Origin of the sequence: Candidatus Aegiribacteria sp., assembly GCA_021108435.1 — a bacterium.
GTDB lineage: Bacteria > Fermentibacterota > Fermentibacteria > Fermentibacterales > JCC-6 > Aegiribacteria.
Map to the genome: position 1 here is coordinate 32,631 of JAIOQY010000030.1, position 26,318 is coordinate 58,948.

General features: G+C 46.6%; 23 protein-coding genes. 18 read left to right on the top strand and 5 right to left on the bottom strand.

All coding sequences use genetic code 11. The features are described from left to right. Positions 1-146: 146 nt before the first annotated feature. Entirely contained in the window at positions 147-1,106 is a 960-nt protein-coding gene (locus tag K8R76_01785) for a hypothetical protein (protein MCD4846903.1), read from the bottom strand. Between the two features lie 134 nt (positions 1,107-1,240). On the opposite strand from K8R76_01785, the gene K8R76_01790 reads away from it, so the two are divergent. The 3 genes from K8R76_01790 to K8R76_01800 all read left to right on the top strand — a co-directional run bounded on the left by K8R76_01790 (position 1,241) and on the right by K8R76_01800 (position 3,593). Further along, the gene (locus K8R76_01790) at positions 1,241-2,362 is read left to right on the top strand and encodes a hypothetical protein (protein ID MCD4846904.1); all 1,122 of its coding nucleotides are present in this window, start codon (positions 1,241-1,243) and stop codon (positions 2,360-2,362) included. Positions 2,363-2,432: 70 nt separating this feature from the next. After that, entirely contained in the window at positions 2,433-2,969 is a 537-nt protein-coding gene (locus tag K8R76_01795) for a hypothetical protein (GenBank protein ID MCD4846905.1), read from the top strand. A gap of 36 nt (positions 2,970-3,005) precedes the next feature. After that, positions 3,006-3,593, top strand: a complete 588-nt coding sequence (locus K8R76_01800; protein MCD4846906.1) for a DNA-3-methyladenine glycosylase — start codon at positions 3,006-3,008, stop codon at positions 3,591-3,593. Here K8R76_01800 and K8R76_01805 read toward each other — a convergent pair. Genes K8R76_01805 through K8R76_01815 form a run of 3 tightly spaced genes read right to left on the bottom strand, consistent with a single transcriptional unit; the run spans position 3,581 to position 6,203 of the window. After that, positions 3,581-4,279: a hypothetical protein gene (locus K8R76_01805; protein MCD4846907.1), complete on the bottom strand. Its 699-nt coding sequence runs from the start codon at positions 4,277-4,279 to the stop codon at positions 3,581-3,583. The two genes, K8R76_01800 and K8R76_01805, sit on opposite strands and share 13 nt — an antisense overlap. Beyond that, complete coding sequence (locus tag K8R76_01810; GenBank protein MCD4846908.1) at positions 4,255-5,199, bottom strand: hypothetical protein; 945 nt, start codon at positions 5,197-5,199, stop codon at positions 4,255-4,257. Before K8R76_01810 ends, K8R76_01805 begins: the two co-directional genes overlap by 25 nt. Before the next feature lie 5 nt (positions 5,200-5,204). Then, on the bottom strand, positions 5,205-6,203 hold the full coding sequence (locus K8R76_01815) for a Gfo/Idh/MocA family oxidoreductase (protein ID MCD4846909.1): 999 nt from the start codon (positions 6,201-6,203) through the stop codon (positions 5,205-5,207). A 261-nt stretch (positions 6,204-6,464) separates the two neighbouring features. On the opposite strand from K8R76_01815, the gene clpB reads away from it, so the two are divergent. The 7 genes from clpB (at position 6,465) to K8R76_01850 (ending at position 15,593) form a co-directional block, all read left to right on the top strand. Continuing rightward, complete coding sequence (gene clpB / locus K8R76_01820) at positions 6,465-9,077, top strand: ATP-dependent chaperone ClpB (GenBank protein ID MCD4846910.1); 2,613 nt, start codon at positions 6,465-6,467, stop codon at positions 9,075-9,077. A 3-nt stretch (positions 9,078-9,080) separates the two neighbouring features. Beyond that, a complete protein-coding gene (locus K8R76_01825; protein ID MCD4846911.1) occupies positions 9,081-9,881 on the top strand; it encodes a hypothetical protein in 801 nt (266 codons plus the stop codon). 74 nt (positions 9,882-9,955) lie between these two features. Next, the gene (locus tag K8R76_01830; GenBank protein ID MCD4846912.1) at positions 9,956-11,560 is read left to right on the top strand and encodes an MBL fold metallo-hydrolase; all 1,605 of its coding nucleotides are present in this window, start codon (positions 9,956-9,958) and stop codon (positions 11,558-11,560) included. Between the two features lie 115 nt (positions 11,561-11,675). Then, positions 11,676-11,924 (top strand): 4Fe-4S dicluster domain-containing protein, encoded by a 249-nt coding sequence (locus K8R76_01835; GenBank protein MCD4846913.1) that lies wholly within the window; start codon positions 11,676-11,678, stop codon positions 11,922-11,924. Beyond that, entirely contained in the window at positions 11,925-12,977 is a 1,053-nt protein-coding gene (locus K8R76_01840; GenBank protein MCD4846914.1) for a 3-methyl-2-oxobutanoate dehydrogenase subunit VorB, read from the top strand. Between the two features lie 2 nt (positions 12,978-12,979). Then, positions 12,980-14,422 (top strand): 2-oxoacid:acceptor oxidoreductase family protein, encoded by a 1,443-nt coding sequence (locus K8R76_01845; protein MCD4846915.1) that lies wholly within the window; start codon positions 12,980-12,982, stop codon positions 14,420-14,422. A 97-nt stretch (positions 14,423-14,519) separates the two neighbouring features. Continuing rightward, entirely contained in the window at positions 14,520-15,593 is a 1,074-nt protein-coding gene (locus tag K8R76_01850; protein ID MCD4846916.1) for a hypothetical protein, read from the top strand. A 2-nt stretch (positions 15,594-15,595) separates the two neighbouring features. Here the strand turns inward: K8R76_01850 and ndk are convergent, their stop codons facing one another. Beyond that, entirely contained in the window at positions 15,596-16,039 is a 444-nt protein-coding gene (ndk, locus tag K8R76_01855; GenBank protein MCD4846917.1) for a nucleoside-diphosphate kinase, read from the bottom strand. A 135-nt stretch (positions 16,040-16,174) separates the two neighbouring features. On the opposite strand from ndk, the gene K8R76_01860 reads away from it, so the two are divergent. The 8 genes from K8R76_01860 (at position 16,175) to K8R76_01895 (ending at position 26,055) form a co-directional block, all read left to right on the top strand. Then, on the top strand, positions 16,175-17,302 hold the full coding sequence (locus K8R76_01860; protein MCD4846918.1) for a hypothetical protein: 1,128 nt from the start codon (positions 16,175-16,177) through the stop codon (positions 17,300-17,302). 18 nt (positions 17,303-17,320) lie between these two features. Next, positions 17,321-20,557, top strand: coding sequence for a PAS domain-containing protein (locus tag K8R76_01865; GenBank protein MCD4846919.1), 3,237 nt, complete (start codon positions 17,321-17,323; stop codon positions 20,555-20,557). A gap of 108 nt (positions 20,558-20,665) precedes the next feature. Next, positions 20,666-23,125 (top strand): leucine--tRNA ligase, encoded by a 2,460-nt coding sequence (gene leuS, locus K8R76_01870; protein ID MCD4846920.1) that lies wholly within the window; start codon positions 20,666-20,668, stop codon positions 23,123-23,125. A gap of 155 nt (positions 23,126-23,280) precedes the next feature. Then, positions 23,281-23,964, top strand: coding sequence for a hypothetical protein (locus K8R76_01875; GenBank protein MCD4846921.1), 684 nt, complete (start codon positions 23,281-23,283; stop codon positions 23,962-23,964). Continuing rightward, positions 23,945-24,121 carry a YwbE family protein gene (locus tag K8R76_01880; GenBank protein ID MCD4846922.1) on the top strand — a complete coding sequence of 59 codons (177 nt, stop codon included), beginning with the start codon at positions 23,945-23,947 and terminating at the stop codon, positions 24,119-24,121. The genes K8R76_01875 and K8R76_01880 overlap by 20 nt, the downstream gene beginning before the upstream one ends. A gap of 66 nt (positions 24,122-24,187) precedes the next feature. Beyond that, complete coding sequence (locus K8R76_01885) at positions 24,188-24,601, top strand: OsmC family protein (protein MCD4846923.1); 414 nt, start codon at positions 24,188-24,190, stop codon at positions 24,599-24,601. Further along, positions 24,591-25,397 carry a GNAT family N-acetyltransferase gene (locus K8R76_01890; protein ID MCD4846924.1) on the top strand — a complete coding sequence of 269 codons (807 nt, stop codon included), beginning with the start codon at positions 24,591-24,593 and terminating at the stop codon, positions 25,395-25,397. Before K8R76_01885 ends, K8R76_01890 begins: the two co-directional genes overlap by 11 nt. Next, complete coding sequence (locus K8R76_01895; protein MCD4846925.1) at positions 25,390-26,055, top strand: MBL fold metallo-hydrolase; 666 nt, start codon at positions 25,390-25,392, stop codon at positions 26,053-26,055. The genes K8R76_01890 and K8R76_01895 overlap by 8 nt, the downstream gene beginning before the upstream one ends. Positions 26,056-26,318: the final 263 nt, after the last annotated feature.

A 26,318-nucleotide genomic window follows, 5' to 3' on the forward strand; every position in this document is an offset into this window, starting at 1 on the left:
GTCTGTTTCTTCTGCTGACATAATGCACGATGTTCAGTCAGAAGGCAACAGTGGAGTCCTCTCAAGTGGTGTGCGAACTATGCGGTCAGGATCGCTGATCCGGAAGAAGGAACGTCATGCACCTGCAGCCTTTGTGATTCAGAATATCAGTGTGTCTTCACCCATCTGAAGATCGGAAATTGTTTTTTGAAGCCTATTTTCTCATAGTACTTAAGTCCAGCGTCCATGTGGGCGATCAGAGCTCCAAGGTCTTTCAATCTGCGCAAACCTTCCATCACAACCTCCCGGCCCATACCCAGCTGGATGGCACCCACCGGCTCCAGTGTACCCATCCTGTTGAAGGAATCGAACCACGCGATAGTGCATGCGACCCACTTGCCGTCCGGTCTTTCTACAACGATATCAAGCTCCTTGCGGTAATCCGGAGCCTTTTGCAGCTCCTGGTAAGAGTAGAGGATTGGCCAGTCATCGGGATCAGGATGATTGAAGGATAGTCCACCTACCTCCCTGAGTTTTTCCAGATCGTTGTTCTCTTCTCTTGATACGAACCTGTAGCCATCCGGCAGATCCGGTTCGGGAATATTCTTCAGATCAAAGAGCATGTAATTTATGCAGGATTTCTCGTCCCTGATAAATCCCCGCTTCTTTGCCGCTTCCTGTAGAGATTTGTCCGGCTCACCCACGAATATCCGGGTTGTACCTTTGCCGACAAATGTCTGTTCCGCGTAGGCAAGCATTTCCGGCAGAAGGTGTTCGTAATCAGGATGTCGCTGCAGGAACGCCTGACCGAATGCGGGATGCCAGGGCGCGAATTCGTCAGGGCATACAACGCCTGCAATCTCGCCTGATTCGTTCTCCCAGATTCCAATTGAATTCTCCCAGAACCTGATTGCCTCCCTGCTGCTCTTACCACTGGTATCCGGGGGCCTTTTAGCTTCGGTTCCCAATCCACAGGCACCTATCATTGGCGCGCAGAGATATCTGGCGTAGTTCCACCGAACCGTAGCCCAGTTAACAGGATGCCCAAACGCCTTGTAATTGGCAGTCAGAAAATCCCTGACCCTCAGGAAATCGCGAGACCTGTATTCACATAACTTTGTTCCCATACCTGATTATGCCTCATTCATTGAAGTGGTTGAACCTGAACATAATAAATTTCAACTTGTCAATCATAACGGCTGATGCAATAATTTCTTCTGAGTATTATATCTGAATGATCATAAATCCGGAAGAAGATGAAATGAAATACAGAGAATCCTTATTTTTGCTTGCCGGTGTATATTTTTTATCCTCAGCAGGTTGCGGATCGGGTGATGAGATCGGTTCAACCGGAGTAGCGCGAAGAGGAGAGGATACGCTGGTATCTCCTGCCGACAGCGTACTTTCTGTATCGGATACGATCTCGGCTGATCTGATGAATGATTTCGGTATTGTTACCATCGATGATATTGATGCCACTGACAGAGGTTTGATAGCGCTTCTCGATGGAGTAAGCGCAACAGTCACCGTCATTACAGAGAAGGGTGAGCTTATTGCCCTGACCGGAAGCTCCGGCAGCGGTCCAGGTGAATTCCAGTGGCCTCAGGCGATATCCATCTCCAGCAACGGCTCAGTCGCAGTTTCGGATATGATAGCAGGAATTGTGAGGATACTTGAGCCCGATCTTGATTCGTATGTTGATCTGCAGGGGTTCACAATGGCAAATCCAGGGGTCATGTATCTGATGAGTAATGGCGGCTTTGTTGGAATGAGAGTGATCTTTCGCTCAGATGAAGGGAATACTCTAATAGGCCACCAGACTGCCCGCTGGTCTGAAAGTGCGTCAGAACCCGTAGTGATTTACAGGGAGGATTTGGATTTATTCACTCCTAATGATTTTGGCCGGTCAATAATCACTCCCTACCCTGTGGCCTGCAATTCAGATGGCATTGTCTTTTTAGCAGATGTGTCCAGCGAAGAGTACATCCTGCATTCCTATAAGACTGACGGAACCCTCCTGTGGTCTCTTGAACGTCCGTTCCAGCGAACGGAAAAAACAGAACTTGAAATACTCACTGAAGAAGATATGGTGTTAAGACGTATGCAGCAGAGCGCTCATCAGGCTGACTACACCGCAGATCCTTATCATAACGCGGTTTCCTCACTGGCTATTGGCCCGCGTGGAAGACTCTGGGTGGAACGATCAGGAGCAGAAAACGCGTTTTTTGATGTCTATGACCCCGAGACGGGTCAGCTTCTCTTTACTGCATCAGCGGAAGTGGAACTGGACCTTGCAAGGTTGGAAGTAACCAGAGGAGGAATCCTGGGAGTTACGACAGGTGAGATTCCCTCTCTTGTAAACCTGGGGGTTACAGCTCCTTGACCGCCTGCAGCAACGTGGAGATTTCGGGCTTTCATGCGAGCAGGCCTGTATAAAAAAGGGGGAGGTTTATATGAATAAGAGAATGAGCCACCGGTTCATGGCGATAAATATACTGCTTCTGGGAGTTTTCTCCGCCTCAGTATCAGCGCAGGATTCAGGTGAAATCGGTCCTGTCATAGGTACATTCGACTCCCGCTGTGTTGCGGTGGCCTATTACCGATCCGAGGAGTTTCTTGCGAAGGTGGTCGAGCTCAAGGCGGAGTACGAAGCAGCTCTGCAATCCGGTAATACGGAGCGTGCTGACGAGCTGGGGATATTGGGACCCGAGCAGCAGCAGCTCGCGCATGAGCAGGTATTCAGCACAGGGGATATCGACGAGATCATCTGGATGATATGGAGTGAACTTCCCGCCGTTGCCGAGGAGACCGGTGTCGACGTCATTGTGAGTACATGGGACATTATCTACAGAGACGAAATGATGCATTTCGTGGACGTTACCGATCAGATGGTCATGTTCTTTAATCCCTCGGAAGAGACCCTCGGCATCATCGAGAGTATGAAAGGGGTGCCGGCTATTCCCCAGCAGTTCCTGCAGGACAACAACTGAGGGGTGAGTGCAGCAGGAGGCACGGTGATCGAATATATTTTACCGCCTGAAGAATTCTTTCTCAAAGATGCGGTAACGCTTGCCCCGGCTCTCCTCGGGTGTTTATTAAGAAGAGATACTCCGGATGGATTAATCACCGGTATAATCGTTGAAACAGAAAGCTATACGGAGGATGATCCCGCAAGCCATGCTTTTGGCGGCAGAACAGATCGCAACTGGCCGATGTTCGAGCAAGGGGGCATGGCTTACGTGTATCTGATTTACGGAATTCACAACTGTTTCAATGTGACCTCAGGGATGGAGAGCAGCGGTGAAGCAGTGCTGGTCAGAGCCCTTCAACCTGTTGAAGGAATCGGACTTATGAGGAGGAACCGAATGGTCAGTGGAATGACTGATCTTTGCAGTGGACCCGGGAAACTCTGTCAGGCTCTATCCATCGACAGGAATCTTTCTGGTGTTTCTCTGATGAATGGTGATATCCAGATCCGGATACCGCGTTCTACGGTGGAACTCAATATAGCGATAACGAAGCGTATAGGTATTACAAAGGCAGCAGAACTTCCAAGGCGCTTTCTGATCATGAATTCGAAATGGGCATCCGGAAGGATTGATCAGTCAGTCTGAATTTCCGGTATCCTCGAGAGAATTCTGGAAGCGAGCAGCAGCAGTCCTATTCCTTCAAGAACCGCAAAGAAGACGTAGATGTCACCATGGAAAGCAGCTCCATTTCCTTCAATCCATCTGAGAGTCCAGAGTATGTACCCATGTGGAATAAGCAGCTGAAAAACCGGAGACAGCGTCCATGCTGCTGAAACTGCCTGTGACATAAATGCCATTAGGAATAGAATTCTTCCGCTGAATGGAAGGTATTCTTCAAGGATAAAAAGAAGAGAAATCGCAGTCATGGTTGAAAAGGGAATAACGACCCACAGCTGCCATGGGATAGTATCGAGTCTCATTCCCCATAGCGCTGTAAGGATGAGAGAAGGAAGAACACCAGCCAGGAACGGAAGAGCAATCTCAGGAAGCAGGAGAGAGACCTTTCCCGCTTTTGAAGTGAACAGTAATTCCGCAAGAGCTTTCCTTGCGGGTGATCCCGGCCACCCGACAAGAAATGCCGCTGGTGCGGCATAAGCAATACAGGAAATCGATAGAGTCAAAGGATCAATCCGTGTCTGACCGGGGAATACCCAGGCCGCAACCGGTGCCGCAAGCAGGATCCAGAGAAATGCCTGCCTGTTCACAGCCCATTCGGACATGAGCTGTAGTACTTTAATCCAGGTTCTCAGATGTCCAGATCTTCCCCGCAAAAAAGGTCCACCTCTCCAGTGTCTTCATCTTCAGAGAATAGATCCATCAATTCCTCAGAAGAAGGAGATCTGATTTCCAGACCCGCGATCTGCCTTGAATTTGCTCTGGCAAGGTTGGCCAGATTTGTTACCGCTGCGGACAGGTTAGAGTGATTGAATTGATATCCGCCTTCTACTGCTATAATATTTCTTGCACCTTTAAGGCTTTCCATTACCGCTCTGGGCAATGCCGGAAAGAAAAGCGCTTTCACACGAATGAGGGAAGAACATGCATCGGCAAGTTCTTGGAAGCGAATGATATGAGTAACGCTGTTTTTGCTGCACAGAGCGATTCTCTGAGATGATTGTGGTACATATTCCAGTCCGGGAACTGCCGCGATAACTGCACAATTACTGTCGCAGAGGTCTTCCAGCAGTGGATGAAGATCAAGCGGGAATGGCCCCTGCAGGATAAGAACTTTTGGAACAGGCAGACATGCTGCTGCGAAACCGGTGATAAATCTCAGATCAGCTGAAAGGTCCTCTACAGGAGTGTCTTTATATTCAGTAAGAGAACACCAGTTATACAGCTGAGACAGGATTTCCTCTGAATCCTTTCTGCTGAAACCGGCCGCCGCCGCAGCAAGTTCAAGGTATTTTGAAACCGTTATACTGCCGGGGCATGAAAAACCTGCAGATACATACGCTGTAAGACCTCTTGCGCTATGACTCATGACATCCAGGTGCTGCTCACCTATGAGGATCCTGCCTGAAACAGGGCTGCTTCTTCCAGCCAGAATTGCGGCAAGTTTCGGGGCTACTGTATTTTCATCACCCAGAAGGATCAGCATCGAACCTGCAAGAATGGCAAGCTCCAGAGGATCAGCAGCTTTATTCGAAAGGTACAGCTCCTCGGTTATGAGCTGTACAGATGAATCCATCCTGCTTATTCCTTTCTGAAAGCCTTCTTCAGGCTGTCATCAGCCAGTTCAAGTGCTCGTACAACCGCAAGTCCCTCGGCTCCTGATGATTTAGGGGTACATCCGGTTTCAATGCAGCGAAGAAACTCTTCCATTTCGCTTGCGAGAGGTTCGCTTGTATCGAGTTTGGGTGAAACAATATCTCCCGTTCTGTAAGAGAGCTGATATTCGCCAAAACTTTCCGGTTCAATTACTTCTACACCTTTGTCATAGATCTTGATTTTTTCAAGCGGCTCAGTGTCATCGTATACAAGCATCTTCCTGCTTCCGACAATAACAGTTCTACGTAACTTCGAGGGTGAAAGCCAGGAAACCTGGACATTAGCTATCGAACCGCTTGGAAACGCAAGATCGATAAAAGCTACATCCGGTATTTCATTTAGAACATATGCATGACCGAATGCGTTTACTTCAATCGGTTCCTCATCCAGCCAGTAGAAAAGCATTGAGAAGTCGTGAGGAGCCAGATCCCATATAACTGATACATCCTTTTGATGCAGACCCAGATTTACTCTGCTCGAGGTTATGAAATGTATGTTTCCGAGATCTCCGCTGTCTATTATCTCCTTGGTTTTGATTACAGGAGGTGAGAACATGAATGTATGTCCAACCATGGTAACCAGTCCGTTTTTTCGGCCAAGATCAACCAGTTCTTCAGCTTCCTCTATACATGCTGCAAACGGTTTTTCAACAAAAACATGCTTTCCTGCCTGAAGAGCCTGCTTTGCCAGCGGAAAGTGAGAAGAGACATCGGTGGCAATAACAATAGCATTAAGATCATCATTATCGATCAGATCCTTGTAATTACTCGTGCTCTGAATATCCGGATAGTGTCCGGCCATCTTGTTCAAACGCGCAGCATTGGAATCACAGATTACAAGACCGCCGTTTCGGCGATTAGCGTAAATATTTCTGAGCAGGTTGGGACCCCAGTATCCAAGTCCGACTATTCCGGTTTTTACCATAATATTTCCTTCCGTTTTCATGAATATTCATTTAACATTTGATTTCGTGGAAACTACCACCTTTTGTCGTAACGGTAAAGCACCGCGGCGGGGCCGCGTGGCGGGGCCGGGCCTAACATTTAAACATTTTCTAATTTTCTGCCGCTCATACTTGTACTTCTAATCGTGTTCCAAATTCGAATGTAATAATAATTACTCTATGGAAATGTTTAAATGTTAGGCCCGGCCCCTTTTTTGTATGTTATACAAAGGAGGTAGCTGATGGATTTTGAAAAATTAACGATTAAATCAAAGGAAGCGATCCAGGAAGCAGGTAACCTTGCCATTGAAGCCGGAAATCCCGAGATTGCCCCGGTTCATCTGGCATTCGTGCTTCTTGATGATTCAAAGAATGTTATTACCGGTGTACTCGATAGTCTGGAGATTGACCGGAACAGGATAATAAATGAAATCGCCGGGATTCTCGGATCACTGCCGAAGACTCAGGGCGGATCTGAGCCTCGCATGTCAAGATCGATGATCAAGGTGCTGGGCGCTGCCGAGAAAACAGCGTTGAAAATGAAGGACGACTATATAGCCAGAGAGCATCTGTTCCTCGGTCTGTTAAAAGAAGGGGGCAGGATAACTGATGTGTTTGAATCCTTTGGTATCTCTGAAAAAGATTTTCTTTCAGCCCTTGCTGCGGTAAGAGGGTCTTCCAGAATTGATACCGAAACCTCCGAAGACAACTATAAATCACTTGAGAAATACACAAGAGACCTTACTGGAATGGCCCGACAGGAGAAACTGGATCCTGTAATCGGAAGAGATGATGAGATCCGAAGAGTAATGCAGGTTCTTGGCAGGAGACGAAAGAACAATCCGGTTCTCATTGGTGAACCAGGTGTCGGAAAAACCGCGATAGTTGAAGGGCTTGCTTCCCGCATCGCTGAAGGTGATGTACCGGAGACATTAACGGATAAACGAGTACTGTCACTGGATATGGGCGCGTTGATAGCCGGGGCGAAATTTCGCGGGGAATTCGAGGAAAGGCTGAAATCAGTACTGAAAGAGATAGCTGCATCAGAAGGCAGGGTAATTCTATTTATTGATGAAATGCATACTCTGGTCGGAGCCGGGGCAGCAGAGGGGGCGGTTGATGCGGCCAATATGCTTAAACCGGTACTTGCAAGAGGGGAATTGCATTGCATAGGCGCGACAACTCTGGATGAGTACAGAAAGCATATTGAAAAGGATGCTGCACTTGAAAGAAGATTTCAGCCGGTCATGGTCAAACCACCTTCTGTTGAGGACACAATCAGTATTCTCAGAGGATTGAGGGAAAGATATGAGAGCCATCATGGAATTATCATTCAGGATGCTGCCCTTATAGCTGCGGCTACTCTTTCTGATCGTTACATAACTGATAGATTCCTCCCGGATAAAGCGATTGATCTTGTTGACGAGGCTTCGAGCAGACTCCGAATTGAAATCGACAGTATGCCCGAGGAGATTGATGAAATCAGGCGGAAAATCATTCAGCTGGAGATAGAGCGGGAAGGTTTGCGAAGAGAGGATGATTCAAGTTGTCTTGCAGAACTTGAGGTTATTGAAAAGGAGCTTGCTGAACTGGGGGAGGAGAGAACCGCCCTTGAATTACGCTGGAAAAATGAGAAAGATCTCATTGACAGAATTAGGGATCTCGCAAGGGAAGCAGAGGATCTTCGAGGAGAATCAAAGATCGCAGAGCGGGAGGGTGATCTTGAAAAGGTGGCCGAAATAAGATACGGCAAGCTCCATGAGATTGAAGAGAAAACAATGGATCTCAGGCAGAAGCTGGAAGATATTCAGGAATGCGGATCCATGCTTTCCGAAGAGATCACAGCTGATAACATCGCAGAGGTTGTGTCCAGATGGACAGGTATTCCTGTTACCCGGCTGATGGAAAGTGAAAAGCAGCGCCTTCTCACACTTGAAGACGAGCTTCATCGAAGAGTTGTCGGGCAGGATGAAGCCGTCTCTGCCGTAGCCGAGGCAGTCAGGAGAGCGAGAGCGAATGTACAGGATCCGAATAGACCTCTGGGAAGTTTTATTTTCATGGGGCCGACCGGAGTGGGTAAGACCGAACTTGCTCGATCGCTGGCAGATTTCCTGTTTGACGATGAGAACTCACTGATCAGGATCGATATGAGTGAGTTCATGGAGAAGCACTCTGTCTCCCGCATGATAGGAGCGCCTCCCGGATATGTGGGATATGATGAGGGAGGATACCTGACAGAGGCAGTCAGAAGAAATCCGTATTCCGTCGTTCTTTTTGATGAGATCGAGAAAGCGCATCAGGATGTCTTCAACATTTTCCTGCAGATTCTGGATGAAGGCAGGCTCACTGACGGGCAGGGTAGAACTGTAGATTTCCGCAACTGCGTTATAATCATGACAAGTAATCTGGGCAGTGACTGGATAGCTGAAACAGCTGGAAAACTATCGCAGAAGGAATTGACAGAAAGAGCAAAACGGGAACTTGGCACCAGATTCAGACCTGAATTCCTTAACAGAATAGACGATATAATAGTATTCCGCCCGCTTGGGCGGGATGAGATCAGAAAGATCGTGGAAATCCAGCTTTTGAGATTGAACAGGATTCTCAAAGAACAGAATATCGCTCTTCTTTCATCCGAATCCGCAGTAGATCTTCTAGCCAGGATAGGATACGATCCGGCATTCGGGGCCAGACCTCTTAAACGCTTGTTGCAGAAGCATGTACAGAACGAGCTGGCAACAGCCATTATCGAAGGAAGCATTCACCCCGGTCAGGAAGTCCTTCTCGATACGGATGAAAATGATTTTATACTTGAACCCGTTTCATCAGAAGAGGATAGTTCTGAAACGGAGTAACAGGTGATCCCGACCCTTGTTGTACTGGTTGGATATCTGGCTGCGGATATTTTTCTTTCAGGATACGCAGCTGCCATTCTCGTTATATCTCTCGGTCTGGGGGAATTCCTTTTTCTGCTGATTTTCCGCGGGACAAAGCACCCCTCCCTTATCCTGGAGGGAGCTGTGCTTGCAGGCGCGGGTCTGTTCGGAGAGGTGCTGGCTGCAAAAGGTTACAATGGATCGGGATATATTCTCCTGGAGATTATATTTGCAGGTGTACTTCTTATTTCAACCGCCAGAGGTAAACCATGGCTTGCATCTCAGATAAAAAGGTTCGCCGGGTTTTCAGCAGGTAAAGAATTTTCAAGGGATATGTCTGTAGGGATGGGCTTTCTATTTCTGACTCACAGCATCCTATTGACGATTATCATGTTTCTGAAGGGCAGTGTACATGTATTTCCAGCTGCACTTTCTTTCATTATGCTATATATTGTTACAGTATATATACTTAGAAAAAGACAAAAAAGGTTTCGAATTCTTACATCACCGCAGCTTCAAAAGGTTGGTGAAGGAGAGTATTACCTTGAAATTGCCGGGGATCGGCTTGCCGGTCTTTCAATGTACATCGGGGTTGTAACAGATATCTCCGCCGTCGATATAACAGAGGATTGTCAGATACATCAATTCCTGGAATCACTTGAGGAATGTTTGAAAGCGAGTGGATGCAGAGCAGTCCGGTTTACCATGTGGGATGCTGATACACTTCCTCTTGAATTGTCAGGTTACAGAGAAGTTCCAGCCGGCTGGAACAAGATCCTGTAACAAATCTGTATTCTGCTTTCATAGCGATCTGTCTTTCATTTCGATATATTTTACCTGCATTTGAAAGGTGTTTTATGAAACGAATTCTTTCTGTTCTTATTTCTGCAGTCGGAGTAATCATCGTTCTTATTTCATGCGGGGACGCTGCCGGACCCGTTCAGATAAACAAACCGACACCATCAATACTCATAGTGGAAATACAGGAAGGTAATTTACTGACAGTACAGGAATCGACTGAGAGAGTGCGTGAACCGGATAGGCATTTTTCGATTGATTACAGTGCCGGCAAGAATGGATATTCGGCACACGCTGTCTGGACTCAGTGTCCTGATGATGATTTTGCATGGTACGAAATATATAGATCGGATTCTCCGGAAATAGCATCTGATCCCGGAAGTGCCGATACCAGTGTTGTATTCACTTCTGTATCTGAAACATCCTGGATCGATGACAGTGTGCAGGAGGGTTCAACTCTTTACTACGTTCTCCGAACAGTAAATACCCATGATCTGGACTCCTGGAGCAACGAGGAATCGTTGAGCATTCCCTCCAGCGATACTCCTACACCCTCAACCCTGAGCGCAACCTACACCGGTGATATGTCATGGGCACAGGTAACACTTGAATGGACAGTCTGCCCCGATTCGGACTTCTATTCCTACGTTCTTTACAGATCATCCATCCCCGGAATTGAAAATGATCCATCTTCAGCTGAGGTTGTGGGTGTTATAGAGGAAATCGGAGATGTGATTTTCGAGGACAACGATGTCATCGGATCTGAAACTTACTATTACGCGGTGGAGACATGGAACGAAGGTCAACTGAGTTCCTGGAGCAACGAGTTCAGTATTACAACTCCCTATATCACACCTCTCCTGACCGTGTTTTTCATTGATCCAAGTCATGGTTCCTATTCAGGCGACGCTATTCTTCTTCGAACTCCGGACAATTTTAACTATCTGATCGACGGTGGACAGGGTATGACCGGAACCTGGAGCTGTGGAGAACAGAAGGTACTTCCTCTGCTTGACAGCCTCGGTGTTAACAGCCTTGACGGAATGGTGGGAACACATCCGCACTCCGATCATATCGGTGGCCTTGTCGCTGTACTCGAAGCAATACCGGTTGGAACTGTATGGGATTCAGGCTGGCCATACTCCGCTTCATGGATTTATGAAGATTACCTTGATGCCATTATCGATAATGGAGCTGACTATGTAATTCCCAGAAGGGGAGATATCCTTCAATGGGGAGAGGAAATAACAGTTGAATGTCTTCATCCTGTAGATCCGCTGAACTCAGGGAACATGAACAATGCTTCTGTCACGCTCAGAGTAACTTACGGCAGCGTATCCTTTCTTTTCACCGGAGATCTCGAAACGTCCGGAGGGGAGAATGTTATTCTCGATGCTGTTGATCAGGGAATAATAGATAATATTTCAGCACAGATTCTGAAAGTCGGGCATCACGGTTCGAGTACTTCAACATCATGGACCTGGCTTTCGGAAGTTAATCCAGTGCATGCAGCTATCGAAGTTGGAAGCGGTAATCCATACGGACACCCTACCGACGAGGTGATTAACAGACTTGAGAATTACGGTGCTGAAATTCTGAGAACCGATATCCATGGGGATTTCATCATTTCGACTGATGGATCGGAGATATTCACCTATCCATAAACAGATTCTAAAGCTTTCCTTAATTTATGTTGACTTGAAGTTATTATTGAACAATCTTTACACGCTATGTCCAACAGACACTATAGCATTTCAACAAGGACCAGGAGGTTAACAATTGAGTGAAAGCAGGAAATACCCATTCCCGTTAATTGACTCGGACATATGTAAGGGATGTAAGCTCTGCATTGCAGCTTGCCCGACAAATGTACTTGTCATTTCGGAGAAATTGAACTCCAAGGGTTTTCATTTCTCGGAGTATATCGGTGAAGGTTGCGTAGGGTGCGGCAACTGTTTCTATACGTGCCCTGAACCAAGCGCGGTTACCGTTTACTTGAAGGATTATGTACCAGAGGAGGTGATCTGAATGCCTCGCATGTTGATGAAAGGAAACTACGCTGCGGTTTATGGTGCTATTCTTTCAGGGTGTGAAGCCTATTACGGTTATCCAATAACACCGGCCAGCGAGATCGCGGAGTCTGCGTCCGCTCTGTTCCCGAAGTTTGGCAGGACTTTCCTCCAGGCTGAAAGTGAAGTAGCTGCAATAAATATGGTTTACGGAGCCTCAGGCTGCGGACAAAGGGTCATGACCGGCAGTTCCGGTCCCGGTATCAGTCTGAAGCAGGAGGGGATTTCCTACTGCGCCGGTTCAGCGCTTCCATGCGTAATCGTTGATATAATGCGCGGTGGACCTGGTCTTGGGAATATCGGTCCGGAGCAAAGTGACTATAATCAGGTTGTAAAAGGCGGTGGACACGGCAATTACCGTAATATCGTTCTGGCTCCCAATTCCGCCCAGGAAATGTGTGACCTGACGATGCTGGCTTTTGAGCTTGCGGATAAATATAGAAATCCCGTATTTGTACTTACTGATGGAGTTATCGGTCAGATGATGGAAGCTGTTGATCTTCCGGAGCCTGTTTCCGAGTTTCCCGATAAGAGTGATTGGGCTGTAAAAGGAACTGCTGAATCCAGACATCTGATTAATTCCATATATCTTGATCATGATGATCTTGAAAGATGGAACAGAGAACTCGAGAAGAAGTACGAAACCGTCCAGAAGAATGAAGTTCTGGTAGAGGAATATATGATGGATGACGCCGAAATCGTGACAATCGGTTACGGCAGCTCAAGCCGTGTACTTCGATCAGCTGTTGACACAGCAAGAGAGAATGGCATCAAGCTCGGACTTTTCAGACCCATAACACTTTTCCCATTCCCGGTAGATGAGATCGCTCAGCTTCCGGACAAGGGAATCAAGGGCATTCTTACAGTCGAGATGTCAACTGGCCAGCTTGTTGATGACGTGAATCTGGCACTGAAAGGAAAGATGATTTCCGACCTGTACAGCAGGCTCGGTGGAAATGTTCCTTCTGCAATGGAGATCCTCGCGAAGATCTCCGAGCTTTACGGGGTGTGACAATGGAAAAAAAGACAGTACACAGAAAACCAAAGGGATTCATTGATGTATACAAGCACAAACCCGGAGCGGAAAAGGACAGAACGCATTATTGCCCCGGATGCGGTCACGGTATACTGCACAAGCTTATAGCAGAAGCTCTTGAGGATTTTGATCTGGTCGAAAAAACAATAGTCATCAGTCCGGTCGGCTGTAGTGTATTCGCCTATTACTACTTTCACACAGGCAACCTGCAGGTTGCTCACGGAAGAGCTCCCGCAGTTGCTTCAGCGGTTTCACGAGCCAATCCCGATTCAGTAGTTATCAGTTACCAGGGTGATGGTGATCTTGCGGCCATCGGAGGCAATAATATCAATCAGGCTGCTAACAGAGGTGAGAACATGGCTGTCTTCTTTGTCAACAATGCCATCTACGGTATGACAGGCGGACAGATGGCTCCTACAACTCTGGAAGGACAGAAAACAACCACAACCCCATACGGTCGCAATGTAAAGACCGACGGGTATCCCATTCAGGTATGTGAGTTGATAAACACATTTACCGCTCCTGTTTATATTGCACGAACATCTCTTCAGGATATGGTGAATATCAGAAAAACCAGAACTGCTGTTCGCAAGGCGATAATGAACGCGAAGGACAAGAAGGGATTCTCCCTTGTTGAAGTTCTCAGTATGTGTCCGAGCGGCTGGAAGAAGGACTCATTGCAGAGTCAGCAGTGGATCAAGGAGCGTATGGTCCCCAGATTTCCACTCGGAGTTTTAAGAGATATATCCGAGGAAGCGGAAACAATCGAACGTCCGGTGCCGGTAATGGATCCCGAGGAAGTGAAGAAGATATTCGGCTACGGCGACTTCAAAGCCAGCACTATTAAGAAGAACACTGAAGCGAATCTTGAGAAGATATCCCTTCGCGTAAGCGGTTTTGGTGGACAGGGAATTATGTCCACAGGAATCGTTCTTGCGAATGTCGGGATGGAATATGGCTATAATGTCAGCTGGCTTCCGTCTTACGGTCCGGAAATGCGTGGCGGAACCGCGAACTGTTCTGTAAAGATACAGGAAGACACCATTGGTGCATCCGAGGTCACGGAACCCAATATGATTATCGCCATGAATCAGCCAAGCCTGGAGAAATTCGAGAAGATCATGGTTCCTGGTGGAGCACTCATGTACAACAGCACACTTATTGATATCGAACCTGCCCGCAATGATGTTGATATCTATAAGGTACCCATTACCGGAATGGCTGATGAACTGGGAGATACAAGGGTGCAGAGCATGGTCAGTGTCGGAGCATTTGCAGCGATTACGGGGTTATTTGATCCTGAGGAGATCATTTCACTTATACCCTCGCTGTTCGCTGGAAAGCCCGACGAAGTTTTGAAGATGAATAAGGAAGCTGTTCTGCGAGGGTACAACTACGTTACTGAGAACTTCTCCGTATGATTAAATATGCTGCCGGCGGTTTTTTACTGCCGGCAGCTCATCTCCATTCAGCCTCTCTTGCGGAAATCAGGGGATTGCAATAAAAAGAATTTTCAATTTGCCGCTGGTATTCCTGTTGCTGTTCCCCGGAATGGTTTTCGCATTCGGATATGTCGATGCTCATGGGAATGGCAGTCCGGTTTCCGGATTTAACGCTGTATCTCTTGGTCTTGGGGGAGCAAGAGCAATTGGTTTTGGTGACGCTCTTTCGGTTCTGACAAATCCGGCTGAAATCTACAGGATTCCCGGAACTTCGTTCACGATGTCTATTGGTCCTGCTGTACAGATGGAAACAGTTGAAAACAGTGCCGGAATAAGCAGGAATAACTGGATTACTCTTGGAAATCTCAGCGCTGCGATGAAGTTCCAACCATATTCCAGACTTGCATTTGGCGCGGGAATTGCCAGAATAACCGATTCTTCCTTTGATGGTATGTACCATGTACGTGAAGACTTTCCCGGCCCGTATTACGGTGACATCCTGAAGACCATGGAACTCACAGTTAAAGGTGGTCTGTATGAATCAGCCGCCGGATTCTCGTGGAGACCTGTAACCTGGATGAACATAGGAATTTCCGGCGGGTTTCGTTTTGGTCAGGTTAGTTATGACTCTACATATATGGACAGAAAACATCCGGAAAACGATACTCTCATATGCTGGGACTGGGATGAAAGCTCCTTTTGCTGGCATGCAGGACTAATATTTCCGCTCGGTTTAACCAGACTGGGTGTTTCCTGGGCTTCTCCGAGTGAGCATTACTATGGAAGAATAGCTGCAGGGGCAATCATGTATACGGGTGAGATGAAGCAGGGAGCTTTTGGCGCGGAGATTGAGATTATTGATCCTGGTGATATAAATGAACTGAAAACTAGAATTCTTGGTCAGTTTCATCCAGAAGGTTCTCTCACGTTCAGGGGAGCGTTCACATTCAGTAACAGAGGAGATGAAATTGAACGGCAGGGGATTGGTATTGCTCTGGGAGCTGGAATAGCATTTGGCAAGCTTACTCTGAACGCAGCTTTCTCCTGGTCATCTGATAACATAGATGCAATCGCATTCGGCTATGCTGAACCCGAAGTTATCAAGCTCTCCTCGTCAATACTGTCTGCGGGACTGAACTGGAATCTTTAAATTTACAACCAGGGTCTGACAGACAGTCTGTAATCCAATATCTCATCAGGAGAGAAAAACAGCTCTATTTCTCTACGGGCAGATTCTATTGAATCGGATGCGTGGATCATGTTATGACCAGGTGAGGTTGCATAATCTCCTCTTATTGTTCCAGGAGCTGCATCAGCGGGATTTGTTGCTCCAACCATTGATCTGACAATGGTTACAGCAGCAAGAGATTCAAGTGCGATTATCACCGAGGGACCACTTGTAATAAATGAAATCAGACCTTCATAGAACGGTTCTTCCAGGTGTTCCCTGTAATGGTAAGCAGCAGTTTCCGGTGAGATCCTGCAGAGTTTCATCGCAGTGATCTTCAAGCCTCTTCGTTCAAATCGCGAGATCAGATCGCCAACGAGTTCTCTCTGCACGGCGTTCGGTTTCAGAATAACAAGGGTCTGTTCCATATAAATCCTTTCAGTTAATCTGGAAAATATATATATACCCGCGCCCGGTGCAACATTGATTCTCTGTCTATGCGGTAGTATCTTCCATTTGATTTCAATTCAATAAATATCCCTTATACGTGAAAGGATGGTTCAATGAAACTGAATTTATCCCCTTTATCTGTTTGTACAGGTGCCAGTTCGATAATCAGCTTGATTCTGTTGCAGCTGTTCATAGTACTTTGCCTCACAGGGAGCAGTGCGGGGTATGGATATCATGATGCTCTGAATACGGGCAACAGCATAGATGTTATCAGCATTAAATCAGCAGCCCTGGTTGGCATCAGGGTCTTTGGTTCAGAAGGACCAGCAGCTCTGTTCATAAATCCGGCGTCTCTTCATAATATCAACCGATTAGAAGGATCGGTTTCGATATCTTCAGTTGCCTGGACAGAGGAAATTATTGACAGTACCAGTGTAATACAGCGGTCTGATAAGGGTCTTGGTTCGCTATCCGGAGCAATCGCGTTTCGTGCAGGATCGGATATTGTCCTTTCAGGTGGTCTTGCAAAAGTATCTGATCATCAGTATACAGGCACACACTATTTGCCCGATGATCCTTCTCATCCTGGTATTGACATAATTGAAATTCTTAACTCTTCAGGTGGTCTCTGGGAAGCTCTTGGTGGTTTGTCATGGAGTCTGAAAGACAACTTTACCGTAGGCCTGTCAACCGGAATGAGATTCGGTGAAGTCGAATACTGTTACACATATGATCGACAGTATATCCCCGGAATAGACTCAGTTTCCAATTGGAGCTGGGAAACCAGTGATCTCTGTTGCCATGCCGGGATTCTTCTTGGTGATGATGAATTTGGAATTGGTGCATCTTTCACATCCGGTTCGGATCATTACCTGTCTCGCATTTCCATCGCGGGAAGAGCGAGAGCTGAACATATAAACAACATCAGAATGGGTTTTGAGGGCGAAGTAATCAGTATTTTTGAAGATAATTATTTCAATGGCAAGCTGTCTCTGGAAACTCCTGTCCGGAACGACGTTAACCTGTTAGCCGGAGTTGGTTTCTACGAGGGCGAGAATATGAACCGCGTGGGAACCGCATTTTCTATTGGCGGGAATTATACTTATAACAAGATTATTTTTGAATGCGCTCTGTTTCACAGTGGAAGATCCCGAAAAAGTACATCCTTCCCGAATGAGTATTCTGATTACGTTGATGATTCCTGGACACAATTCTGTTTCGGCATGACTTATATACTTTAAAGCGTGGTTGCAGGAAGAATGAATAAAGTATCCAAATCCTCCCTGCCTTCCGGCGGGTGGGTAAGAATTGCCTGGATACCGGATTCAGGAATTGTACTTGTGTCCGGAGATAGTGCCGGAATACTGGGAGTTTCTGCAAGGAGACTGATAAATGCCCCGGATCCTCTAAATCTGTTACCTGCGGAATTATCAGGTATTCTTTCCAGCGGGTTACCTGAAGTGCCTGTTCAGATATCAACTTCATCATTCACGGGAACTGTATGTACTGAAAATGACCATGCTGAAATACTTCTGTTCGATACACCGGATCTTCAGGATGGCGGCAATATCATGCTTGATGAACTTGGAGCCGGCGTTGTAGTTACTGACAGAACCGGGATTGTTGTTCTCTGGAACAAAGCTATGACAAGCATTTTCAGAATTCCAAAACAGCATGTTATGGGAAAGCAGCTTCAGGATGTGCTGACCTCTCCGATTCTCTACTCATGGGATAACGTTATTAAGATGGTTCTTGATGGAAAGCAGATCAGAGTTGAATGTCATCTTGACGGTCAGAGGAGAGTTGACTGCACTTTCTCCCCTGGAGGACCAGGGGTTATAGGAACCTGTTTTGAGACAACCGAGAGTTTTCAGGCAGAAAACCGTTTGAGAACAAGCAGAAAGATGAATCAGGCTTACTTTCATTCAGTGAGTACTGGATTGGTTCTGTTTGACAAGGATTATCGGATACTTGTAGCTAACCGTGCATTTGGCCGGATGTTCGGTCTTGTTGAAAATCTTCTGGGTATTCATTTGAATGAAATCCTTCCGAGGGAGAGTTTTGCCATTGTCGAGGATCAGACCAGAACTCTCTTCAGTGGTTCTGGTAATAAAGAGAACGAAATGGCCAGGATAGTCAGATTCGTTCTTCCAGATGAAACCAGACGGGTCATTTCACAGAATATCAAACCTATTGTGGAGGAATCCGGAGCTGTATTCTATGCTGTCGGGATTTTTGAGGATGTATCCGAGAAATCAATTCTTTTTAATAAGTACAATGCTTACCAGAACAAGATCAAGGAGATAAACACGCTTGCATCGATATTTTTCTCCGATCAATCTGACAATCTGGACAGGATAACTGAAGTACTGCGTGATTGTTTTTCCGCAAAAGCTGTTGCAGTCTATATTTCAGATCCACTGGGTGATATTGAGCTTGCGGGAAAAACCGCAAAATGGCCTGAGAATGCTCCTGAGTCTTTTTCCGACCTTCGTCTTGCCTCATTTATGATTGAATCGCATTCCAAGTATCAGCTCAACGGAGACGAGATCGGAGTCCTTAATTCCTGGTTTGGAAATTGTCTCATATTCCCAATAGAATCGGATGAGAAGAACTACGGCTACGTTATTGCAGCTGATGTTGATAATACAGCTGGATCAGAGGTTTTCTCACTTGCGGAAACATCCACACATATGCTTGCACTTCTATTGAGTTCTGTTGATAAAACAGCGGAAATTGAACATCTGGATCTTCTGCTGATCAGACAGAGTAAACTTGCCGGCAGCATTATCACCGCCCTTGATATCCCGGTTGCCGTTTTTAGAGTCGACTGGTCTGTCATTCTCTGGAATGATTCGATGGAAGCACTTACTGGAGTGTCTTTTGATCTTGCTACAAGTCGAACTGAATTAGCTGCGAGTGTTCTGTTTGATGATATAGGAGGAATAACCGCGATACAAAGGATTACCAGAAATGGATCGTCCGAGTATCCTGAATCGTGGGAAGTTGCAAATCAGAATGGAATCAAAACGAGGTGTGCATGGCGCCTTTCAAGGGCTGAATCAGTGGAAGGCGGAAAGCTTGAACCTATTGTGATTGTCTCCGGAATCAAATCTGATGAAATCTACAGTATACAGGCAGCAAAGAATGCCGCTGACATGTATACGGCCCTTAGCAGAGGAACATCTGCACTGCTTTCCGCCTCAGACAGAACGAAGGTTGTTGAAGCTGCGGCAACTGCTTTTCTTGAGATATCCGGTGCATCCAGAATTACTCTGAGCATTCGAGGAATTAATCCCATCACAAGAACTTCATACGATCCCAAATCTGATGAAATAGCACCTCGTCAATGGAAACTGGCAATTGAAACCGATACAGACTCAATAGGAGAGTGTGTGTTTCATGGAGGCAAAGAGTACTCCGCTCTGAATGATTTTGCCAGGAATGTTGCCAGGACATGCGGTGAACTTGAAAAAACAGCTGTCGGACGGCGTTTTGCTTTCCTTGCGGAAAAGGCAGCTGGAAAATTCCTTATTACGAACAGCAGTGGTAGAATTCTGCTCTCGACCTGGATTCAGGTTACAGATGGTATTATCTCAAACAGATCAATATATGATGTATTCTCAGGCTCAGACTGGGTATATCTTGATTCAATGATGCTGGGTATACTCAGGATTGGCAGATTGAATATGCTTCTGAAAACTGAGAGGGGAGAAGAGCTGCAGGTTGCTGCTGTAGCTCTTAATGGACTTGATGCAGAACCGATTATTATCTGGTGGCCTGTATATGAGCCATCATATATTTCTCAGCTCGAATATCTTGACAAAAGTGAAAATGCTGCTTGCGCGCTTCTTGATGTGCTTGATGATCTTTCTACATCCATTGGCAGGGGTTTCATCCGGATAAAGGAAGTTATGAATCCCGACCATCCTGTTGCCGCTGTTCTAAATACCGCCAAATATGCTTTTGAGGGGTTGACCAAGGATTACGTGTACCTTCGGCTGCTCCAGACCGTCTGGAATTACGTACCTGAACAGATAGATCCTGAATTGTTCCTGGATAAAATCAAATCAGCCTTTCTGGAGAACGGACTGCTGCCTCCGAACATTTCCATATCGGGTGAACTGTATGACATCTGCGGTAATATTGATATCCTTAAGAAAGTGACAACACAGCTGTGCTATGTTGTCTGCCCGAGCAGTAATCCGGTTTTCAATGTATCACTTGTCAACAGGAAAGAAATCAGGGAACCGGTTGATCTCAATAAAGGAACGGAACAATTTGTAAGGATAAACATGCGATGTTCGGATGGAAGAGTGCTTTCAGGAATATCGGATGATTTCTCTGACATCAGCACACCATTTGATTTCAGCAGCGGATTGAATCCGGCTTCTGAGGTATCTCTTCTTTCTCTGATACTCAGACTCTCAGGAGGAGCTCTCAAGCCTGATGATGGTTTTTCATCACTTACGATTCTGCTGCCCTGCTGGAAATAATATTCAACTAAGGTATACTTTACTGTAGAAGTGTTTATCTTCATACTAGCCTTTCGAAAAAAGCAACCTGGTATAAGACATACGTACTAGATTAATGGAGGACTGACCTTGGATCCCTACGATTTCAGAGAACTTGAGGAGAAGTGGAAACCTTTCTGGGAGAAGAAGAATCTCTACAGAACCGGAACTGATCCCGATAAAAAGCCATTTTACTGCCTCGACTACTTCCCGTATCCGTCCGGTGCGGGGCTGTCTGTAGGCCACTGCAAAAACTACATTCCTACAGACGTTATCTGCCGCAAGAAACGCATGGACGGATTCAATGTCCTCCATCCGATGGGATGGGACGCTTTCGGACAACCTGCTGAGGAGTACGCTATAAAAACCGGTACTCATCCCGCTGAAGTGACCAGGATAAACTCCGGCACTTACAGAAGGCAGTTTGACCTGATTGAAGCGAGTTACGACTGGGATCGCGAGATCAACTCCAGTGATCCTGGTTACTACAGGTGGACCCAGTACTTTTTCAACTTGCTCTTCGACAGGGGGCTCGCGTATGAGGCGGAAAGCGACCAGATGTGGTGTCCGAACTGCAGGATAGTCCTCTCAAACGAAGAAGCTGCCGGTGGTATCTGCTGGCGCTGTGATGGAGAAGTTACCAGGAAGAAGCTGAAGCAATGGTTCTTCAGGATCACAGAGTACGCTGACAGACTTCTGGAAGACCTTGATGATCTCGACTGGCCTGAGGGCATCAAGGCCATGCAGAGAAACTGGATCGGCAGATCAGAAGGTGCTTCAGTCATCTTTTCGGTTCGTAATCCGGTATCGGAAGAAATCACGGAACTTCCGGTATACACAACCAGGCTGGACACCATTTTCGGTGCTACTTTCTGCGTTCTTGCGCCTGAGCATCCTGATGTGGAAAAGATGACAACTCCTGAAAAACATGATGAGGTTATGGCTTATGTCAGTAAAGGTTTGTCAAGAAACGATGTCGAGAGAAAAGCGGACGCGGAAAAGGAGAAAACCGGAGTCTTTACAGGCTGCTTCGCGATAAATCCGTACAACGGAATGGAAATACCGCTCTATGTTTCAGACTATGTGCTTGCCGGATACGGAACCGCGGCAATCATGGCCGTACCCGCGCACGATGAAAGGGATCACGCGTTTGCCACAAAATTCGGTATACCGATAATTGAAGTTATAGCACCTGATGGCATACCTCAGGGGGTTGAGGATGAGGCTACAGTTGCTGACGGTCAGCTTCTTAACAGCGGAGAGTTTTCAGGAATTGATTCCGACGAAGCAAGAATCAGCATGGCGGCACACGCGGTCTCCAAAGGTTTCGGGAAAACTGAGGTTCGCTACAGGATAAGAGACTGGCTTGTATCGAGACAGCGATACTGGGGAGCCCCCATTCCGATTATCCACTGTGATAATTGCGGATCTGTGCCGGACAGGGATCTCCCTGTAGAACTTCCGGAAATGGAAAACTTCGAACCGGATGACACCGGCAGATCACCTCTTGCCCGGATTGAGGATTGGTTGAACACTATCTGTCCCATTTGCGGAAGCCCTGCCAAAAGAGACACGGATACAATGGCCGGATTCGTCTGCTCCTCATGGTACTTCCTCAGGTTTGCCTCTCCTTTTGAAACAGAAAGACCTTTTGATCCTGAAGCCGTGAAGTACTGGCTGCCTGTAGATCTTTATGTAGGTGGAGCGGAACACGCTGTCATGCACCTGATCTACGCCAGATTCTGGACCAAGGTTATGTATGACGAAGGCATGCTTGATTTCACAGAACCTTTCTCGATCCTTAAGAATCAGGGAATGATACTGGGAGCGGATGGACAGAAGATGTCCAAATCCAAGGGCAATATCATTACACCTGATGAAATGGTTGAAAAATTCGGGGCTGACGCTTTGAGACTCTATATCCTTTTCATGGGACCTTTCGAAGCAGAACTCGATTGGAGCGAAGACGGCATCGCGGGTACTTACAGATTCCTGAAGCGGGTCTGGTCTGTAGTCCATGAAACGGTACATCCGGAGGAAATGCCAGCTGATGATGATTTTGCCGCTGAACTCCGTTACCAGCTTGCTAAAGCGCTGAGGAAGGTTTCAGAGGATATTGACAGTTTCAATTTCAATACAGGTGTCGCAGCCCTGATGGAATTCGTGAACTTCTTATCCGCCAACAGAGAAAAGGCTGGAGCAGCAGCAGATCTCTGGCGGAAAGCCATCCGTGAACTCATTGTAGTCATGTCTCCGATGACACCGTTCATATGCGAAGAACTCTGGCATAGAATGGAGTTTAAGGGAGAGACTGTTATTACTCAGAAATGGCCCGCATGGAACGAAGATGATCTGATACTCGACACCGTCGAGATGGTCGTTCAGGTGAAGGGAAGGATACGTGCCAGGATCATTCTCCCCGCCGATGCCTCAAAGGAAGAGATAGAAAATAAAGCGCTTTCCGAAGAGAAGATCATGGCGATTCTGGGCGGCTCCGAACCAAGAAGGGTAATAGTCGTTCCCGGCAAGCTCATAAACATCATCCCATAATTTGGGGTCGTACTTCACTTGCGGCACTTGCATAAATCATATTCCGGTGTATTCCGGGGACAGTGCACCTATTTCACCCCTGGTTTGCTTTCCTTTCTCCCGGAAAGAGAATACGTGGAACGCTGCATTTCTCCGCGGGTATATGAAGATGTTAAATGGTTATCAAACCGGAAGGAGCATTGTTCATGCAGTATTTCATGTTTTCGCTTATCACATTAATTATGTTTTCCTCCCACGGAGGAAACAGGGGTTTCGATTCTTCCGATCAGCTTGAACCTTTCATCGATTCTGAGGGTATGTCCTTCTCGGAGTTCAGAGTACTTGCGGAGGAGACATCACTTCTTGAGCCTGATGAGTTTGACGATGCGATGAGTAATTATCAGGAGTATGTATCAAGACGTTATCGTCACCAATACAGCTGGGTGCGAAGGATCTTCGCATGGGAGGATGAAATCCAGGATATCAGGGGCTTCACATATATGCTCACCAGGCTGGAGCTCTCAAGAATACAGATAATGTATCTGAATGAGCTTACCTCATATATTGAATATGAAATTGAGGATCTGAGAGATTATCACGATATTGGTGGAATCAGACGTGAGTTCTTCGAGGAATTCGTGGATGATTTTTATATGCCTGTCTCCATCTACTTCATCTGGGAGGACAGAGGCTGGTACGAAAGCGACATACATGATCTCATCGCGTATGCTGTTGGTGAAATCCATGACATGCTCACTGATTCACAGCTTGAAACGGCAAGAGAGATTGTTGACCGCATGCCCTGGAGTGAATCTCCCGGAGCGAGCTGGCCTGTTAATTATGATGATCTCATGTGGTAGGAAGGTTCTGGTCGTTCTGAAGAAGGACCAGAGATCAGGAAAACTGACAGAAGGTATTGTAAAGGAAATCCTAACGAAGTCTCCCAAACATCCCCACGGGATCAAAGTTCGTCTTGAAGACGGCAGGATCGGAAGAGTTAAAGAGATAATTGAGTAGAATCCAACACAGCGAACAGTTGAAATCTGTTCAGCATCTGGTCATCGTCAGATGGAGGATATTTGGATGGAAATGGAAATCGTATTTTCAGGCGGCAAGAGGGTAAACGCCATATACGAAGGATTTACGATCATGACTGATCAATCCGTTCGCGGAGGAGGAGATGGTTCAGCACCTGAGCCGTTTGATCTCTTTCTTGCATCCATGGGAACATGCGCCGGAATCTACGTACTGTCATTCTGTCAGCATCACGATCTTCCAGCTGAGGGAATTAAGCTGATTCAGATTTCAGATCGCAACCCTGAAACCGGTAAGATTGACAGAGTAAATATTGATATCAGGCTTCCTGCTGATTTTCCTCAAAAGTATAAGAAAGCTCTGATTCGCTCAGCTGAGCAGTGTTCAGTGAAGAAACACATTTCAGCAGGGCTCCCTGAATTTACCGTGACTTCAACCCGGATTAATCAATATGCAGGATAACTTCGTATATCTGCACGACAGAGAGGAAATAGAAAAATTTCTCAGAAAGGATATTTTCCTTAATATCTACGGGATCGGGGATCTCGATGATTTCTTCTGGCCTTACACCTGCTGGTTCGGGCATATATCCGGCGGCGAGATCGATGCGGTTGTCCTGCTTTATACAGGGATGGAGCTCCCGACACTGATCGCTCTTTCTGAAGATACCGATACAATGAGAAAATTGCTGGAGTCGGTTGCTCACGTTCTTCCGGAAACATTCTATGGTCATTTCAGCCCCGGTCTTGAATCCGTATTCGAATTAACTCATTCAACTACATCGCATGGAAAATATATCAGAATGGCGCTCCTTGATGACGAAATTGTATCAGGTACAGATTGCGGGGAAACAACCCGCCTGGACAGCGGTGATCTTGATGAAATTCTTGAATTCTACAGAATGAGCTACCCCGGTCACTGGTTTGACCCCAGAATGCTAAAAACGGGACAGTACTTCGGTATAAGAAGAGATAAGATACTTGTCAGTGCCGGTGGTATACATGTTTTTTCTCCTGAGTATGGAGTGGGTACCCTTGGCAACATAGCGACCCTTCCAGATTTCAGGGGAAGAGGTTTTGGTAAAACCGTCACCGCCAGAGTTTGCCAGTCCCTTCTGAAGGATGTTGAACATATCGGTCTGAACGTTAGATCGGATAACATCGCTGCTGTTTCCTGCTACGAGAAACTCGGATTCCGTGAAGTCGCATTGTACGGTGAATTCATGATTACAAAAAAAGGCGCTGACGAAGATGAATAATCGCATAATACCGATTGTTCTGGGGATAACACGGTGTTATCTGATCCGTGGTGATAACCTGATATTGATTGACGGTGGAATGCCGAACAAAGCCGGAGCTTTCAGAAAAACGCTCAGTAAGCTCTCCATTGATCCCCGGGAGATAAAATTGATAGTGATCACTCACGGACATTGGGATCATATTGGATCTGTCAGGGACATTAAAGATTTGACCGGTGCCCGGACAGCGATACATGAACTGGACAGAGAATGCCTTGAAAAGGGTAAGGAAAGAAGGGCTCCGGGTGTAACCCGATGGGGCAGATTCATGACGAAAATGATTGGATCATTCAGCGGCAGTATAAAAATTCCTCTGACCGATGTGGATATAACACTTGGCAGTGAATTTCCGCTTGCTCAGTTCGGCATTAACGGAAGCATTATCCATACTCCGGGTCATACACTGGGTTCTGTCAGTGTTCTGCTTGAGACAGGGGAAGCGTTCGTCGGAGACCTTGCTATGAATATGTTCCCTCTGACCGTCAGACCTGGTCTACCCATATTCGCGGAGGATATCCAGAAAGTGAAGGAGAGCTGGAAGATGCTTCTTAAAAGGGGAGCGAAAACAATATATCCTGCCCACGGAAAACCATTCCCGATCAATGTGATGGTCAGATGATATTCAGCTGGATCAGTAAGAAGTTATCCCGGGCTTGAGAGAAATTCCTGCAGATTGATATGTCTGATTCCATTCCGATCCATGCAAAAGAAAAAGGGCGGGAAAAACCCGCCCTTTTCTCTCTGCTTTCCGCAGAATCTATCTGGTGACAACCAGGCTGGTCACACCTGTCCAGTCAGCTGTTGAAATCCTTACATGGTATACACCGGAAGGAATGACGCTGCCGTTCGTGTCTCTGAGGTTCCAGACAAGGCTGTGCTGTC